Genomic DNA, 14,582 nt, shown 5'->3' on the forward strand with positions numbered 1-14,582 from the left:
ACATGGCGCACAATGACTTCTAAAAACAATCCGGCCACTGCGGTATCCGATCTGACTCTGAGCCCAGCGGCGAACAGCCCATCGCCGTCGCCGTCGAAGCCATTGATTCCGTCGCGCCCATTGGCGACCCAGCAGTACCTGTACTTCACCGAAACCAATACCGACCGCATCCTCGACAACCTCGACGGCCTGCGCGACATGGTGTTCCCGCGCCCACCACATCTGGAAGGCGACGGCGAACAGCACAGCGAACAGGAATTCCCGTCGGTGTGCCTGATCGGCCTCGGTCGCTGCGGTTCGAACATCGCGCTGGACGTTGCCGAACTGGTGTACAACGCGCGCAAGTTCTACCTCAACGAATTCAACAACGAAGACCGTCTTTCGCCGGACAAACGCTACGCCGAAAAAGGCTACGGCCCGGCCCAGTGGATTCGCAACAATTTGCGCCTGGGGTCGAACAAGGCCACCAAACCGGTGTTCCTGGTCGAACCGCTGGTAATGCTTGGCGACCTGGACAAAGACATCGCCGGGCGTATCCGTTTTTCGCGCAAAGGCGAAAAAAGCGGCTTCCTGCGCGACTACAGCAAAATGAAGATCATGGACTTGTCGGAAGTCCACGCCGGCGGCGCCGGTAACGCGCCGATCCTCGGCCAGTACTTGGCCAAGATCATCCTGAACAAGGACACCCAGCGCTTCTCCAGCCCCGACTGGAAGATGATTCACTCGTACCTGATCGACAGCTGCGGGATCAAGGCCAACCAGTCGCGCCTGTATTTCTCGATCTTCAGCGCTGGCGGCGGTACCGGTTCTGGCATGGCCTCGGAATTCGGCCTGGCCCAGCAGCACTCGTACATGAACAAGACGTTCGACACCAAGCCAATGGACGAGCACGACAGCAAAAGCGGCCACGCTTTCGTTTTCGAGCCGATCTTCACCAGTGGCATCTGTGTGCTGCCGAATATCTCCGACCACCGCAGCGAAATGTCCGAGGCGCTGCACATCAACGCCGGTCGCCTGCTGTGCAAATACCTGTCGGAAGAATGGGACTTCTCGTACAACTTCGACAATGAAGACAGCAGCGAAGCCAGCGTCATGGGCCGTATCCGCCCATGGAACGCGATGATGCTGATCTCCAACGACATCATGCGTTACGCCGAAGAGAGCGATGACGGCAACATCCAGAACATTGATGTCAATGCGATGGAAAAGCACGCCAACCAATACATCTCGCAACAGATCTTCAACATTCTGACGGCGCAGGCGGTCACGACTGACTACGACCAGAACTATTTCCGTCGTGCAGGCATCGACATCGGCGAAACCATTCGCCTGGACGCCAACGACCTGTTCATGAGCCTGGCCGGCCCGGTGGCGATTGCCTACGCCGAATCCGTGGTGCCGGAAACCCCGCCGCCAAGCAGCGACAAGTTCAAGGTGTTCGACAAAGAGCCGCAGCGCCTGAACATCGACGACCTGTTCTTCCGCTCCATCGACCTGCCGCACTTCAACAAGGTCACCCAGGCCATCGAAGGCATCAGCCTGTTGCCGATCGAGTCCAAGCGCTATCGCGCCTCGCTTGAGCAGTACAAGAATTCCGGTTACGACGCGGCCGCGTTGCACGACCTGCATTTCTTCAAGAATTGCTCGTCGGTGGTGTCGATCGTTTCGTTGCCGAAAGACTACAAACTGTCCTACATGGACCTGAACCGGTTGAAGACGCATCTCAACAGCCTGTTCCCGAACACCACGCTCAAGCGTTATGCGCTGGTGATCGGTGCCTCGGCCAACCTGTCGCTGACCACCCTGATCGCCAAGAGCCCGTGCCTGTCGGACGATTTCCTGACGTTGATCGTGGCCTTCATCAAGCGCTGCTTCGCGAAAAACCCGTACCGCTTCGACGAGACACTGGACAACTCGATCCTGGACTTCATCATCCATGAAGACTTCGACGAAGACCGGATCGACGACCTGCTCAACGAATTCGAAAACCCGGCGAAGATCCTCGACACCAACTGGTACGCGATCAAGCCGATGTACGAGAAGAAGTACCGCGAGCTGATCAACGACAAAGACAAGTTCGTCTCGATCAATGACATTCGCTTGTCGCGCGATTGCGTGAAGAAGGCTATCAAGTACCTGCGTGAGATTTACCGTCACCGGATTGGCAAGACCAAGGTTATTTCCCTTAATAACCACACGGGTAAAACCGCTTAGTCAGTGATGGGCCCTTCGCGAGCAAGCCCGCTCCCACATTCGACCGCGTTCCTTCAGGAAAAACGCGGTCACCTGTGGGAGCGGGCTTGCTCGCGGAAGCGGCTTTAAATTCGCCACATCTTTCACTTTTTACTCACACTCAGAAACAATTAAGCAGCCCTCAGGCTGCTCATAAAACTGTTCCCGTTACGTGCACGTCACTCTCGCCAAGACCCTTCTGTGGCCTTTCTCTACGGCAACATGCCATCACGCTACTCGCCTACACACTTTTGCCCGGCCAAGTAGCGCACTTAATTGGTGCAAGCCTTCAGTTCGTCGCCCTTTCCTGGATCAGAATCCACGGCGAAACCACTACCGCCCACAACTGAGGGTCGCGCTCGAAAAGATCCAGCGCCCGCGTTTCAGAGAGCTTGGCGAGGGTGTCGGCGGCCAGCCAGGCAGCCACTTTCTCGCCTTCATCCGTGGCCACGGCTTCGGCGGCAGCGATCAAATCCAGGCTTGGGTCGACCCACAATAGGGCACCCTTGGCAAAGAACGGTTCCAGTTCCTTCCAGGTAATAGATGCGGTCTCACCAAGCAGCTTGGCATAGAGGGTGCTAGGTTCTTGAGTCATGGGTCCTGTCCGGAAAAGAAATCGGCGTGAATGATAACGTCGGTGGTCTGGCAGAAAAACCCGGATGCAATTGAGTTACCGAATGAAATTCGCAGGAACGCCAAGGAATGCTGATGAATCAAGCGATTAGCCAGCTAACATCCCGCCGCAATTCTGTCTTTTTCTTTCAAAATAGCGACACCCTCAGGTTTTGCCCCCCGGCGCTGCCTTCCCAGGCTAACAATCGGCGCTCTACACTGTACCGGTACAGTTGCCGGGGGCATTTTCCGGAGGATATCCAAGATATCTGACCCGGTTCTGCTGCTACGGCGCCAGGACTATAAAAACTACAACAGTAAGAGTGGAGCACTATGACTAAGGCTACTAAGCAGATTTCCAAACTGTTTGCCGCTATGGTTCTGGCCGGGGTTGCCAGCCATTCGTTCGCAGCTGACACCATCAAGATCGGTATCGCCGGCCCTAAAACCGGCCCGGTAGCCCAATACGGCGACATGCAGTTCAGTGGTGCCAAAATGGCCATCGAACAAATCAACGCCAAGGGCGGTGTCGACGGCAAGAAGCTCGAAGCCGTTGAATACGACGATGCCTGTGATCCGAAACAAGCGGTTGCTGTAGCGAACAAAGTCGTCAACGACGGCGTCAAGTTCGTGGTCGGTCACCTGTGCTCCAGCTCCACTCAACCCGCGTCCGACATTTACGAAGACGAAGGCGTGGTCATGATCACCCCGGCTGCCACCAGCCCGGACATCACCGCCCGTGGTTACAAAATGATCTTCCGTACGATCGGTCTGGACAGCGCCCAGGGCCCTGCCGCCGGTAACTACATCGCGGATCACGTCAAACCGAAAATCGTTGCTGTTCTGCACGACAAACAGCAATACGGTGAAGGCATCGCGACTGCCGTCAAGAAAACCCTCGAAAGCAAAGGCGTGAAAGTTGCCGTGTTCGAAGGCATCAACGCCGGCGACAAAGACTTCTCCTCGATCATCTCCAAGCTCAAGCAAGCCAACGTCGACTTCGTCTACTACGGCGGCTACCACCCGGAGCTGGGTCTGATCCTGCGTCAATCCCAGGAAAAAGGCCTGAAAGCCAAGTTCATGGGTCCGGAAGGCGTGGGTAACGACTCCATTTCGCAGATCGCCAAGGACGCTTCCGAAGGCCTGCTGGTGACCCTGCCGAAATCCTTCGACCAGGATCCGGCCAACGTCGCCCTGGCTGACGCGTTCAAAGCCAAGAAAGAAGATCCGAGCGGTCCGTTCGTGTTCCCTTCCTACTCGGCTGTTGAAGTCATCGCCGGTGGTATCACTGCCGCCAAGAGCGAAGACCCTGCAAAAGTGGCTGCAGCCATCCACGCAGGTTCCTTCAAGACCCCGACTGGCGACCTGAGCTTCGACGCCAAGGGCGACCTGAAAGACTTCAAGTTCGTGGTTTACGAGTGGCACTTCGGCAAACCTAAAACCGAAGTTTCGCCTCAGTAAGGCGTAGCCGACTGACTGCCAATAAAGCCCACGGCGTGCCGTGGGCTTTGTTTTACGAACGTATTGGGCCGCGCTGGCGTGATCCGCCAGTCTCCCCACCTGAAAATCTCAAAACCGTCATCAGCGGTTCGCTGGCAAACCTCGAATTCGAAGTGGATGCAGATCCACGGGGCTCGAGCGGGAAAATGACTCCACCAGTGAAATGCGTATCAGGTTTTTAGGAGCGCAGTAATGCCTGACATCTATCACTTCTTCCAGCAGCTGGTTAACGGCCTGACCGTTGGCAGCACATATGCCCTGATCGCCATCGGCTATACGATGGTTTACGGCATCATTGGAATGATCAACTTCGCCCACGGCGAGGTGTACATGATTGGCTCCTACGTGGCGTTCATCGCCATCGCGGGCCTGTCCATGATGGGACTCGACAGTGTTCCGCTGTTGATGACCGCCGCCTTCATCGCAACCATCGTTGTTACCAGTGCCTACGGTTACAGCATCGAACGGATCGCCTACCGCCCTCTTCGCGGCAGCAACCGTCTGATCCCGCTGATTTCCGCCATCGGCATGTCGATCTTCCTGCAGAACACGGTTCTGCTGGCGCAAGACTCCAAGGACAAATCCATCCCCAACCTGATCCCCGGCAACTTATCCATCGGGCCAGGTGGCGCACATGAAGTGCTGATTTCCTACATGCAAATCGTGGTGTTCGTGGTGACCCTGGTCGCCATGCTCGGCTTGACGCTGTTCATCTCCCGCTCTCGCCTGGGTCGCGCCTGCCGCGCCTGTGCCGAAGACATCAAGATGGCCAACCTGCTGGGTATCAACACCAACAACATCATCGCCCTGACCTTCGTCATCGGTGCTGCGCTGGCGGCCATTGCGGCCGTGCTGCTGAGCATGCAATACGGCGTGATCAACCCCAACGCCGGTTTCCTCGTCGGCCTCAAGGCCTTCACCGCCGCAGTACTGGGCGGTATCGGCAGCATCCCCGGAGCCATGCTCGGCGGGCTGGTGCTCGGGGTGGCGGAAGCCTTCGGTGCCGATATCTTCGGCGACCAATACAAGGACGTCGTGGCGTTCGGTCTATTGGTTCTGGTGTTGTTGTTCCGGCCTACCGGCCTGCTGGGCCGTCCGGAGGTTGAAAAAGTATGACTAGGAATCTTAAACAGGCGTTGTTCAGCGCCTTGCTGGTGTGGGCTGTTGCCTATCCGGTACTCGGTCTGAAGCTGACCATCGTCGGCATCAACCTCGAAGTTCATGGCACCAGCAACGCCACGCTGATCACCATCGCCGTCTGTTCGGTGCTGATGTTCCTGCGGGTAATGTTCGACCAGAAGATCAGCGCGACGTGGAAATCCTCGCCAAGCATGCCGGTGATGCCGGCCAAGGTCAGCACCTTCCTGACTCTGCCGACCACCCAGCGCTGGATCATCATTGCGCTGATCATCGGTGCACTGGTGTGGCCGTTCTTCGGCTCCCGTGGCGCGGTGGACATCGCGACGCTGGTATTGATCTACGTAATGCTCGGCCTCGGCTTGAACATCGTGGTCGGCCTGGCCGGCCTGCTCGACCTCGGTTACGTCGGTTTCTATGCCGTCGGCGCCTACAGCTATGCGCTGCTGTCGCACTACTACGGTCTGAGCTTCTGGATCTGCCTGCCCATCGCCGGGATGATGGCGGCCACCTTCGGCTTCCTGCTCGGCTTCCCGGTCTTGCGCCTTCGTGGTGACTACCTGGCGATCGTGACCCTGGGCTTCGGTGAAATCATCCGTCTGTTCCTGCGTAACCTGACCGACATTACCGGTGGCCCGAACGGCATCAGTAACATTCCCAAGCCAACGCTTTTCGGACTGACCTTCGATAAAACTGCTGCCGAGGGCCTGCAGACGTTCCACGAATACTTCGGTCTGACCTACAACCCGGTCAACAAGGTGATCTTCCTTTACCTGATTGCGGTGGTGCTGTCGTTGTTCGCACTGTTCGTCATCAACCGCTTGCTGCGCATGCCGTTGGGTCGTGCCTGGGAAGCGCTGCGTGAAGACGAAATCGCCTGCCGTGCGCTGGGTCTGAACCCGACCATGATCAAGCTTTCGGCGTTTACCCTGGGTGCCTGCTTCGCCGGTTTTGCCGGCAGCTTCTTCGCCGCGCGCCAAGGGTTGGTGACACCGGAGTCCTTCACCTTCATCGAGTCGGCGACCATCCTCGCCATCGTGGTGCTGGGCGGCATGGGCTCGCAACTGGGCGTCGTACTCGCCGCTACAGTGATGATCCTGTTGCCGGAAATGATGCGTGAATTCAGTGAATACCGCATGTTGATGTTCGGCGCCTTGATGGTGCTGATGATGATCTGGCGTCCTCAGGGTCTGCTGCCCATGCAACGTCCTCACATGGAGCTGCGAAAATGAGCCGCGAGATCCTCAAAGTCGACAATCTGAGCATGCGCTTCGGCGGTTTGCTCGCGGTTAACGGCGTGGCCCTGACCGTGATGGAAAAACAGGTCGTGGCGCTGATCGGCCCTAACGGCGCCGGCAAGACCACCGTGTTCAACTGCCTGACCGGTTTCTACAAGCCAAGTGGCGGCAGCATCCTGCTCGACGGACAGGCCATCGAAGGCCTGCCCGGCCACGAGATCGCCCGCAAAGGCGTAGTGCGGACCTTCCAGAACGTGCGGTTGTTCAAGGACATGACCGCGGTCGAGAACCTCTTGATCGCCCAGCACCGTCACTTGAATACCAACTTCCTGGCCGGTCTGTTCAAGACTCCGGCGTTCCGTAAAAGCGAACGCGAAGCCATGGAGTTCGCCGAGTACTGGCTGGACAAGGTCAACCTCAAGGCCTTCGCCAACCGTCCGGCCGGCACCCTGGCCTACGGTCAGCAACGTCGCCTGGAAATCGCTCGCTGCATGATGACCCGCCCGCGGATCCTCATGCTCGACGAGCCGGCCGCCGGCCTGAACCCGAAGGAAACCGAAGACCTCAAGGCGCTGATCAGCGTGCTCCGCGAAGAGCACGACGTGACCGTGCTGTTGATCGAACACGACATGAAGCTGGTCATGAGCATTTCCGACCACATCGTCGTGATCAACCAGGGCACGCCCCTGGCCAACGGCACGCCGGAACAGATCCGCGACAATCCTGAAGTGATCAAAGCCTACCTGGGGGAAGCGTAAATGCTGCAATTCGAAAACGTTTCCACCTTCTACGGCAAGATCCAGGCCCTACACGGCGTCAACGTGGAAATCCGCCAGGGCGAAATCGTCACCCTGATCGGCGCCAACGGCGCGGGTAAATCCACCCTGCTGATGACGCTGTGCGGTTCGCCGCAAGCCCACAGCGGTAGCATCAAGTACATGGGTGAAGAGCTCGTGGGGCAAACCTCGGCGCAGATCATGCGCAAGAGCATTGCCGTGGTGCCGGAAGGTCGTCGGGTGTTTGCCCGCCTGACCGTGGAAGAAAACCTCGCCATGGGCGGCTTCTTCACCGACAAGGGCGATTATCAGGAACAGATGGACAAGGTTCTCGGACTTTTCCCACGCCTGAAAGAGCGCTTTGCCCAACGCGGCGGCACCATGTCCGGCGGCGAACAGCAAATGCTCGCCATCGGCCGTGCGCTGATGAGCAAGCCCAAGCTACTACTGCTCGACGAGCCTTCGCTGGGTCTGGCGCCGATCATCATCCAGCAGATCTTCGACATCATCGAACAACTGCGCAAGGACGGTGTGACGGTGTTCCTGGTGGAGCAGAACGCCAACCAGGCGCTGAAAATTGCTGACCGCGCGTACGTTCTGGAGAACGGCCGGGTGGTGATGCAAGGCACTGGTGAAGCGCTGCTGACTGATCCGAAAGTGCGCGAGGCGTATCTGGGGGGTTGAGTCATTTCGCTAAACAAAAAACGGCCTTCGGGCCGTTTTTTTATGCATTGTGAACCTTCACTGACAGCGGAGAGCAACAGGGTTAGTCGCCCTTATGAACGGTTGCGTAGTCTATTGCCTGTTGGACGGTGGTGATTTTCTCGGCTTCTTCGTCCGGGATTTCCATCTCGAACTCTTCTTCCAAAGCCATGACCAGTTCAACTGTATCCAGGGAATCCGCCCCCAGATCGTCAACAAAACTGTTGAAGTTCTTAAGCTCTTCGGGTTTCACGCCCAGTTGGTCACAAATGATCGTTCTTACACGCTCTTCTACGTCTGACATTTTCTTGCTCCCTGAGCATCATTTTTCAAGGGTTGAACCAAGTGTCTCTTTGGGATCAAGAAGCCCAACTACCTGCATCAGGTGATTAACGGCATGCAGGACGCCGATGTCCTGAAGCGTTGCCTTGTTGTTCAAAATCCGGCGAAGACAGTAATAGATAGTCAATTCGCCCAGCGCCGCGCTGCCATCCAGCATTCTCCGCTCGACGATGGCTTTCGACTTTACGTGGATCATGGTTTCCAGATAGTCAGTCAAATCGACTTTGTTCATGGCATTACTCCTGCTCAGTAACCTGCCTGGCGTTCAATGTATTCGCCGGCTGGGCAGTTTTCTACTGTCAGAAATAACAGGTATAGATAACTAATCGCTATCAGCAGCTTGGGTTTATTCCAAACGCAACCATCGAAAATGTTCACAAATCCAAATGTGGGAGCGGGCTTGCTCGCGAAGGCGGTTGGTCAGTCAATATCTCTGTTGGATGTGAAACTGCATTCGCGAGCAAGCCCGCTCCCACAGGGTCTGTGCGGTGCCAGAGGTTAACGCTGAAGTCGGTCGAGGGCCTCACCACTGCGCTTGAACCAACCAATCAAATAATCCGCCAACACTTGGGTGCGCTTCGGCAAACCGCCCTGATACGGATGCACCAGGTACATCGGCATACGCCGAGTCTGATAATCACGCAGGAGCCAGCGCAATCGTCCGTCAGCCAATTCCGCTTGCAGCAGGTACGACGGCAACCGCGCGATACCGGCGCCGGCCAACGCCGCTTTCTTCAGCAGGCTGTAATGATTGCTGGCGAACGGTCCCGAGACACGAACTCGCAACAACTCGTGTTGCTGGTGATACAGCCATTCTTCGCGGCCGCTGTAATGGCTGTTGAGTAAACAACGGTGTTCGGCGAGGGATTGAGGCGTCAGCGGTTCGCCGTATTGCTCTAGGTAGGCCGGGCTGGCGCAGGTCATTTCGTGCCAAGCCAATAGCGGCCGGGCCACCAGGCGCTCGTCATTGTTCACCTCGGAGCGAACCGCCAGATCAAAACCGTCGCGGGACAAATCACGGTAGTTGTTGCTCAGGTCGAGTTCGATCTGCACCTCGGGGTACTTGCTGGAGAACTCCAGCAGCAAGCCATCGAAGAAGGTTTCCCCCAACGACACCGGAACTGTCATACGCACCGGTCCGGCCATGTCGTCCTTCAACCGCGCCAATGCCTGACGCGCTCGCTCCACTTGGACTACCAGCGCCTGGGCTTGCGGCAGCAGCGCCGCACCTGCTGCCGTCAAACTCAGGCGGCGAGTGGTGCGTTGCAGCAGGACCACGGAAAACCGCGACTCCAGCAGGCTGATGCGTTTGGAGAGTTGGCCCTTGCTGCAACCCAATTGCTGGGCCGCCAGGGTAAAACTCCCGGCTTCGATCAGCACCGCGAACGCCGCCAGGTCATCCATTTCGCTCATGGATTGTTTCCATTTGAAAACCAAAGGTTGCCTATTAGCACGCTTATCAACGGGAAAATCCACTCTAGACTTAGGCCTCGTTCAACCACTTCGAGGAACAGCACGATGAAGATTCTTTTGATAGGCGCAGGCGGCACCATCGGTTCGGCGGTCGACAAAGAGTTGTCGCAACGTCACGAAGTCATCCGCATCGGCCGCAACAGCGGTGATTTGCATGTGGATATCAGCGACAGCGCCTCGATCCGCGCCCTGTTCGAAAAGACCGGAAAGTTCGATGCGCTGGTCTGCGCCGCCGGTAACGTGACCTTCGCCCCGCTGGACGAAATGACCGCTGACAGCTTTGCCCTGGGCCTGAAAGACAAGTTAATGGGCCAGGTCAACCTGCTGCTGATTGGCCGCGAATTCGCCAATGACGGCGCCTCGTTCACCTTCACCACCGGCGTGCTCAGCCACGACCCGATTCGCAGCGGCGCCTCGGCAGCGTTGGTCAACGGTGCGCTGGACAGCTTCGTCCGTGCGGCCGCCATCGAATTGCCTCGTGGCCTGCGCGTGAACTCGATCAGCCCGACCGTGCTGCTCGAAGCCATGGGCAGCTACGCGCCGTACTTCCGCGGCTACAAGCCGGTTCCGGCAGTGGATGTGGCATTGGCCTACGCCAAAAGTGTGGAAGGCTTGCAGACTGGTCAGACATTCCACGTCGGTTAAGAACACCCCGATCCGTAGGAGCTGCCGCAGGCTGCGATCTTTTGATCTGGCTTTTGATTTTCAGTGTTATTGAGAGGATCAAGATCAAAAGATCGCAGCCTTCGGCAGCGCCTACGGGGGATCGACGGGCGACATTGAAATCGGTGGGGTTGTGATGGACGGTCAGGCTGCGTAACGTGGCGGCACTTGTCTGGAGAACCAAAGATGCGTGTTGCCCGTTCCCTCGTCCTCGTTGCCCTGCTTCCATTGTTCGCCGCGTGCCAGTTGTTTGATGGTCCACGGCAAAGCGCCTCTCACGTCGGGCAAACCCGTATGCAGGGTCAGTTGACGGCGGCCGACGGCAAACTGGTGTTTCAGCCATGCAATGAATCGCGCAGCTTTGTGGTCAACGACACCGGTGGCACCAGCATCCTGCAAGAAGCCGCGACCCTGGCCGATGATCAGGGCAAGCTGTTCGCCGATGTGCGTGGCCGGATCGATGGCAGCCGTCTCGACCTGGAGCAGCTGTACCGCGTCGAGCGCTCGGGCACAGCGTGCGACGATCCCAACTTCAAACTGCTGATCCTGCGGGCCGCCGGTCACGGACCAGAGTGGAACGTCAAAGTCAGCGGCAAAGGCATGGTTATCGACCGCGCCGGCGAACCTCCATTGGCGGTGCCGTATGTTGAGGAGCAACTGGGCGATGGTCGTTTCAACCTCAGCAGCGAAGCCAACGGCAAGCACATTGAACTGTGGGTTGCGCCCAAACGCTGCGTCGACAGCAGCACCGGCAGTGTCCAGCACATGAGCTCTGAACTGCGGATCGACGGCCAGGTGCAGCGCGGCTGCGGGTATTTCGGCGGCTCGCGCAACGACTGATCGTTTTTGCCTCACGAGACCGGCGTTTGGGGCTTATAATCGCCGCCTTCAAACGCCTTGGCGCAGTTGTGCGCCCCGCGAACCGGATCCTGTCATGTTACGAATCACCGAACTCAAGCTGCCGATCGACCATCCCGAAGAAGACCTGCGCCCTGCCATCGTGCAGCGCCTGGGCATCGCCAGTGATGACCTGCTCGATTTCACCTTGTTCAAGCGCAGCTACGATGCGCGCAAAAAATCCTCCGAACTGTGCTTCATCTACACCATCGACCTCACCGCCAAGGATGAGGCGGCGCTGCTGCACAAGTTCGCCGATGACCGTAACGTCAACGTGGCGCCGGATGTCAGTTACAAAGTGGTCGGCCAGGCACCGGCCGATCTTGCGCAACGCCCGATCGTCGTCGGTTTTGGCCCGTGCGGGATCTTCGCCGGGCTGCTGCTGGCGCAGATGGGCTTCAAGCCGATCATCCTCGAGCGCGGCACCGAAGTGCGTCAGCGCACCAAGGACACGTGGGGCCTGTGGCGTAAAGGCGTGCTCGACCCTGAATCCAACGTGCAGTTTGGTGAAGGTGGCGCTGGGACGTTCTCCGACGGCAAGCTCTACAGCCAGATCAAGGACCCGAAGTTCATCGGTCGCAAAGTCCTGCATGAATTCGTAAAAGCCGGCGCGCCGGAAGAAATCCTCTACGTCAGCAAACCGCATATCGGTACGTTCCGTCTGACCGGCGTGGTGGAAAACATGCGTGAGCAGATCCGCGCATTGGGCGGCGAAGTACGCTTCCAGCAGCGGGTCACCGATGTATTGATCGAGGACGGCCAACTGGTCGGCGTCGAGCTCAATGGCGGTGAGCAGATCCATTCGAAACACGTGATTCTGGCCCTCGGCCACAGTGCCCGCGACACCTTCCGCATGCTCCACGGCCGTGGCGTGTTCATGGAAGCCAAGCCGTTCTCGGTGGGTTTCCGCATCGAGCATCCGCAGTCGCTGATCGACCGCGCGCGCCTGGGAAAATACGCCGGCCACCCGAAACTCGGTGCTGCCGACTACAAACTGGTGCACCACGCCAAGAACGGTCGTTCGGTCTACAGCTTCTGCATGTGCCCGGGTGGCACCGTGGTAGCGGCGACGTCCGAGCCGGGTCGCGTAGTCACCAACGGCATGAGCCAATACTCGCGTAACGAGCGCAACGCCAACTCCGGGATCGTCGTCGGGATCACCCCGGAAGTCGATTACCCGGGCGGCCCGCTGGCCGGCATCGAGCTACAGGAACGCCTGGAATCCCACGCCTTTGTGCTCGGTGGCAGCAACTACGAAGCCCCGGCGCAACTGGTCGGGGACTTCATTGCCGGCAAACCGTCCACCGAGGTGGGCAGCGTCGAACCGTCCTACAAACCAGGCGTTGCCTTCGGTGATCTGGCCTTGGCCTTGCCGGCGTTTGCCATCGAAGCCATTCGTGAAGCATTGCCAGCGTTCGAGAAGCAGATTCGTGGCTACTCGCTGCACGACGCAGTGTTGACCGGTATCGAGACACGCACCTCGTCGCCACTGCGGATTACCCGCAACGAGTCGATGCAGAGCTTGAACATCAAAGGCTTGTTCCCGGCCGGTGAAGGCGCGGGTTATGCGGGCGGGATTTTGTCGGCGGGTGTTGACGGGATTCGGATTGCCGAAGCCGTGGCTCGCGACATCCTCGGCCTGGAGGCCTGACACAAAACCCTGTGGGAGCGAGCTTGCTCGCGATAGCGGTAGATCAGCCAACATCTCTGTTGAATGCTCAGCCGTCATCGCGAGCAAGCTCGCTCCCACATTGGTTTCTAGGAGTGCATGCTATCCATGTCAGCACGCCAATCCCTGTGGGAGCGGGCTTGCTCGCGAAAGCGGTGGACCAGCCAACATCTCTGCTGAATGGAAAACCGTATTCGCGAGCGAGCCCGCTCCCACATTTTTGATCTTCGATGTGTCAGATATTGGCGCGCAGCACGCTGGCCGGCAGCGGCTCGCCGCGCTCGACACTCGCCGCCACCGCATCGATCAAGCCACTCAGTTCATACCCTTGGCCCTTGAGCCAATCCTGATCGTAATAGGTGGTGGCGTAGCGTTCGCCGCCGTCGCACAGAATCGCCACGATCGACCCCGACTCCCCCGCCGCAACCATCTGCTGGGCCGCCATCAAGGCGCCGATCAGGTTGGTCCCGCTCGACCCGCCCACTCGCCGGCCCAAGCGCTGCGCCAGGTAATGCATGGCTGCCAGGGACAGCGCGTCCGGCACCTTGACCATCGCATCGATCACTTTGGGCAGGAACGACGCTTCCACCCGTGGCCGACCAATCCCTTCAATCCGCGAACCGCAGTCCAGGCGCAGACTGGCGTCGCCGGTCAGGTAGTAATCAAAGAACACCGAGCGCTCGGCATCGGCGCACAGGACTCGAGTGCAATGCTGACGATAACGCACGTAACGGCCCAGGGTTGCAGTGGTGCCGCCGGTGCCAGGGCTGGAAATCAGCCAGCTCGGCTCCGGGTGCTGCTCGAAGCGCATCTGCTGAAAAATCGATTCGGCGATGTTGTTGTTCGCCCGCCAGTCGGTCGCACGTTCGGCGTAGGTGAACTGGTCAATGAAGTGGCCATCGTTTTCGCGCGCCAGGCGCTCGGATTCGGCGTAGATCTGAGTCGGATCGTCCACCAGATGGCTCTTGCCGCCGTAAAAAGCAATCTGCGCGATCTTCTCTTTGGAGGTGGTCGCCGGCATCACCGCAATAAACGGCAAACCGAGCAAACGAGCGAAATACGCCTCGGAAATCGCCGTCGAACCGCTGGACGCCTCAATCACCGGCGCGCCGGGCTTGAGCCAGCCATTACACAGCGCATAGAGGAACAGCGAACGGGCCAGCCGATGTTTCAGGCTGCCGGTGGGGTGGCTGGACTCATCCTTGAAGTACAACTCGATGCCCGGCAAGCCCGGCAGCGGCAAGGGGATCAGGTGGGTGTCGGCGCTGCGCTGGAAGTCAGCTTCGATGATCCGGATGGCTTCGCGGGCCCACTGTCGATTGTCGCTCATGGTGGTGATCT

The 14,582-nt window shown here is 58.4% G+C and carries 14 protein-coding genes; 9 read left to right on the forward strand and 5 right to left on the reverse strand.

Features of this window, described 5'->3' with window-relative positions:
- Positions 1-12: 12 nt before the first annotated feature.
- Positions 13-2,214, forward strand: a complete 2,202-nt coding sequence (locus AC1MEW_RS30745) for a hypothetical protein (protein ID WP_201201302.1) — start codon at positions 13-15, stop codon at positions 2,212-2,214.
- A gap of 307 nt (positions 2,215-2,521) precedes the next feature.
- Here AC1MEW_RS30745 and AC1MEW_RS30750 read toward each other — a convergent pair whose 3' ends face one another.
- Entirely contained in the window at positions 2,522-2,827 is a 306-nt protein-coding gene (locus AC1MEW_RS30750) for a DUF2288 domain-containing protein (protein WP_201201301.1), read from the reverse strand.
- Positions 2,828-3,177: 350 nt separating this feature from the next.
- On the opposite strand from AC1MEW_RS30750, the gene AC1MEW_RS30755 reads away from it, so the two are divergent.
- From AC1MEW_RS30755 to AC1MEW_RS30775, 5 genes are all read left to right on the forward strand, one after another.
- Positions 3,178-4,305: a branched-chain amino acid ABC transporter substrate-binding protein gene (locus AC1MEW_RS30755; protein ID WP_201195380.1), complete on the forward strand. Its 1,128-nt coding sequence runs from the start codon at positions 3,178-3,180 to the stop codon at positions 4,303-4,305.
- A 231-nt stretch (positions 4,306-4,536) separates the two neighbouring features.
- Complete coding sequence (gene livH / locus AC1MEW_RS30760) at positions 4,537-5,460, forward strand: high-affinity branched-chain amino acid ABC transporter permease LivH (protein ID WP_201201299.1); 924 nt, start codon at positions 4,537-4,539, stop codon at positions 5,458-5,460.
- Positions 5,457-6,713: a high-affinity branched-chain amino acid ABC transporter permease LivM gene (locus tag AC1MEW_RS30765; RefSeq protein WP_201201296.1), complete on the forward strand. Its 1,257-nt coding sequence runs from the start codon at positions 5,457-5,459 to the stop codon at positions 6,711-6,713. The genes livH and AC1MEW_RS30765 overlap by 4 nt, the downstream gene beginning before the upstream one ends.
- Complete coding sequence (livG, locus tag AC1MEW_RS30770) at positions 6,710-7,477, forward strand: high-affinity branched-chain amino acid ABC transporter ATP-binding protein LivG (RefSeq protein WP_201201295.1); 768 nt, start codon at positions 6,710-6,712, stop codon at positions 7,475-7,477. Before AC1MEW_RS30765 ends, livG begins: the two co-directional genes overlap by 4 nt.
- Positions 7,478-8,179 (forward strand): ABC transporter ATP-binding protein, encoded by a 702-nt coding sequence (locus tag AC1MEW_RS30775; protein WP_201201292.1) that lies wholly within the window; start codon positions 7,478-7,480, stop codon positions 8,177-8,179.
- An 82-nt stretch (positions 8,180-8,261) separates the two neighbouring features.
- Here the strand turns inward: AC1MEW_RS30775 and acpP are convergent, their stop codons facing one another.
- The 3 genes from acpP to AC1MEW_RS30790 form a co-directional block, all read right to left on the reverse strand.
- The gene (gene acpP / locus AC1MEW_RS30780; RefSeq protein ID WP_201255535.1) at positions 8,262-8,501 is read right to left on the reverse strand and encodes an acyl carrier protein; all 240 of its coding nucleotides are present in this window, start codon (positions 8,499-8,501) and stop codon (positions 8,262-8,264) included.
- A gap of 18 nt (positions 8,502-8,519) precedes the next feature.
- On the reverse strand, positions 8,520-8,771 hold the full coding sequence (locus AC1MEW_RS30785) for a hypothetical protein (RefSeq protein ID WP_201255536.1): 252 nt from the start codon (positions 8,769-8,771) through the stop codon (positions 8,520-8,522).
- A 266-nt stretch (positions 8,772-9,037) separates the two neighbouring features.
- On the reverse strand, positions 9,038-9,952 hold the full coding sequence (locus tag AC1MEW_RS30790) for a LysR family transcriptional regulator (RefSeq protein WP_201201279.1): 915 nt from the start codon (positions 9,950-9,952) through the stop codon (positions 9,038-9,040).
- Between the two features lie 105 nt (positions 9,953-10,057).
- Between AC1MEW_RS30790 and AC1MEW_RS30795 the strand changes: the two genes are divergently transcribed.
- From AC1MEW_RS30795 to AC1MEW_RS30805, 3 genes are all read left to right on the forward strand, one after another.
- Positions 10,058-10,657 (forward strand): short chain dehydrogenase, encoded by a 600-nt coding sequence (locus AC1MEW_RS30795; protein ID WP_201201277.1) that lies wholly within the window; start codon positions 10,058-10,060, stop codon positions 10,655-10,657.
- Between the two features lie 204 nt (positions 10,658-10,861).
- A complete protein-coding gene (locus AC1MEW_RS30800; protein ID WP_201201275.1) occupies positions 10,862-11,515 on the forward strand; it encodes a COG3650 family protein in 654 nt (217 codons plus the stop codon).
- Positions 11,516-11,609: 94 nt separating this feature from the next.
- Positions 11,610-13,223, forward strand: a complete 1,614-nt coding sequence (locus tag AC1MEW_RS30805; RefSeq protein ID WP_201255538.1) for an NAD(P)/FAD-dependent oxidoreductase — start codon at positions 11,610-11,612, stop codon at positions 13,221-13,223.
- Between the two features lie 253 nt (positions 13,224-13,476).
- On the opposite strand, the gene AC1MEW_RS30810 is transcribed toward AC1MEW_RS30805, so the two are convergent.
- Positions 13,477-14,571 carry a PLP-dependent cysteine synthase family protein gene (locus AC1MEW_RS30810; protein WP_201201271.1) on the reverse strand — a complete coding sequence of 365 codons (1,095 nt, stop codon included), beginning with the start codon at positions 14,569-14,571 and terminating at the stop codon, positions 13,477-13,479.
- Positions 14,572-14,582: the final 11 nt, after the last annotated feature.

This window comes from Pseudomonas sp. ASL4 (genome assembly GCF_056680395.1).

What these genes read in the sequence shown, in the direction of transcription:
- AC1MEW_RS30810 (WP_201201271.1), bottom strand. Translation starts at nt 14,571, where the DNA reads ATGAGCGACAATCGACAGTGGGCCCGCGAAGCCATCCGGATCATCGAA.
- livH (WP_201201299.1), top strand. Translation starts at nt 4,537, where the DNA reads ATGCCTGACATCTATCACTTCTTCCAGCAGCTGGTTAACGGCCTGACC.
- AC1MEW_RS30795 (WP_201201277.1), top strand. Translation starts at nt 10,058, where the DNA reads ATGAAGATTCTTTTGATAGGCGCAGGCGGCACCATCGGTTCGGCGGTC.
- AC1MEW_RS30785 (WP_201255536.1), bottom strand. Translation starts at nt 8,771, where the DNA reads ATGAACAAAGTCGATTTGACTGACTATCTGGAAACCATGATCCACGTA.
- AC1MEW_RS30805 (WP_201255538.1), top strand. Translation starts at nt 11,610, where the DNA reads ATGTTACGAATCACCGAACTCAAGCTGCCGATCGACCATCCCGAAGAA.
- livG (WP_201201295.1), top strand. Translation starts at nt 6,710, where the DNA reads ATGAGCCGCGAGATCCTCAAAGTCGACAATCTGAGCATGCGCTTCGGC.
- AC1MEW_RS30765 (WP_201201296.1), top strand. Translation starts at nt 5,457, where the DNA reads ATGACTAGGAATCTTAAACAGGCGTTGTTCAGCGCCTTGCTGGTGTGG.
- AC1MEW_RS30800 (WP_201201275.1), top strand. Translation starts at nt 10,862, where the DNA reads ATGCGTGTTGCCCGTTCCCTCGTCCTCGTTGCCCTGCTTCCATTGTTC.
- AC1MEW_RS30755 (WP_201195380.1), top strand. Translation starts at nt 3,178, where the DNA reads ATGACTAAGGCTACTAAGCAGATTTCCAAACTGTTTGCCGCTATGGTT.
- AC1MEW_RS30745 (WP_201201302.1), top strand. Translation starts at nt 13, where the DNA reads ATGACTTCTAAAAACAATCCGGCCACTGCGGTATCCGATCTGACTCTG.
- AC1MEW_RS30750 (WP_201201301.1), bottom strand. Translation starts at nt 2,827, where the DNA reads ATGACTCAAGAACCTAGCACCCTCTATGCCAAGCTGCTTGGTGAGACC.
- acpP (WP_201255535.1), bottom strand. Translation starts at nt 8,501, where the DNA reads ATGTCAGACGTAGAAGAGCGTGTAAGAACGATCATTTGTGACCAACTG.
- AC1MEW_RS30775 (WP_201201292.1), top strand. Translation starts at nt 7,478, where the DNA reads ATGCTGCAATTCGAAAACGTTTCCACCTTCTACGGCAAGATCCAGGCC.
- AC1MEW_RS30790 (WP_201201279.1), bottom strand. Translation starts at nt 9,952, where the DNA reads ATGAGCGAAATGGATGACCTGGCGGCGTTCGCGGTGCTGATCGAAGCC.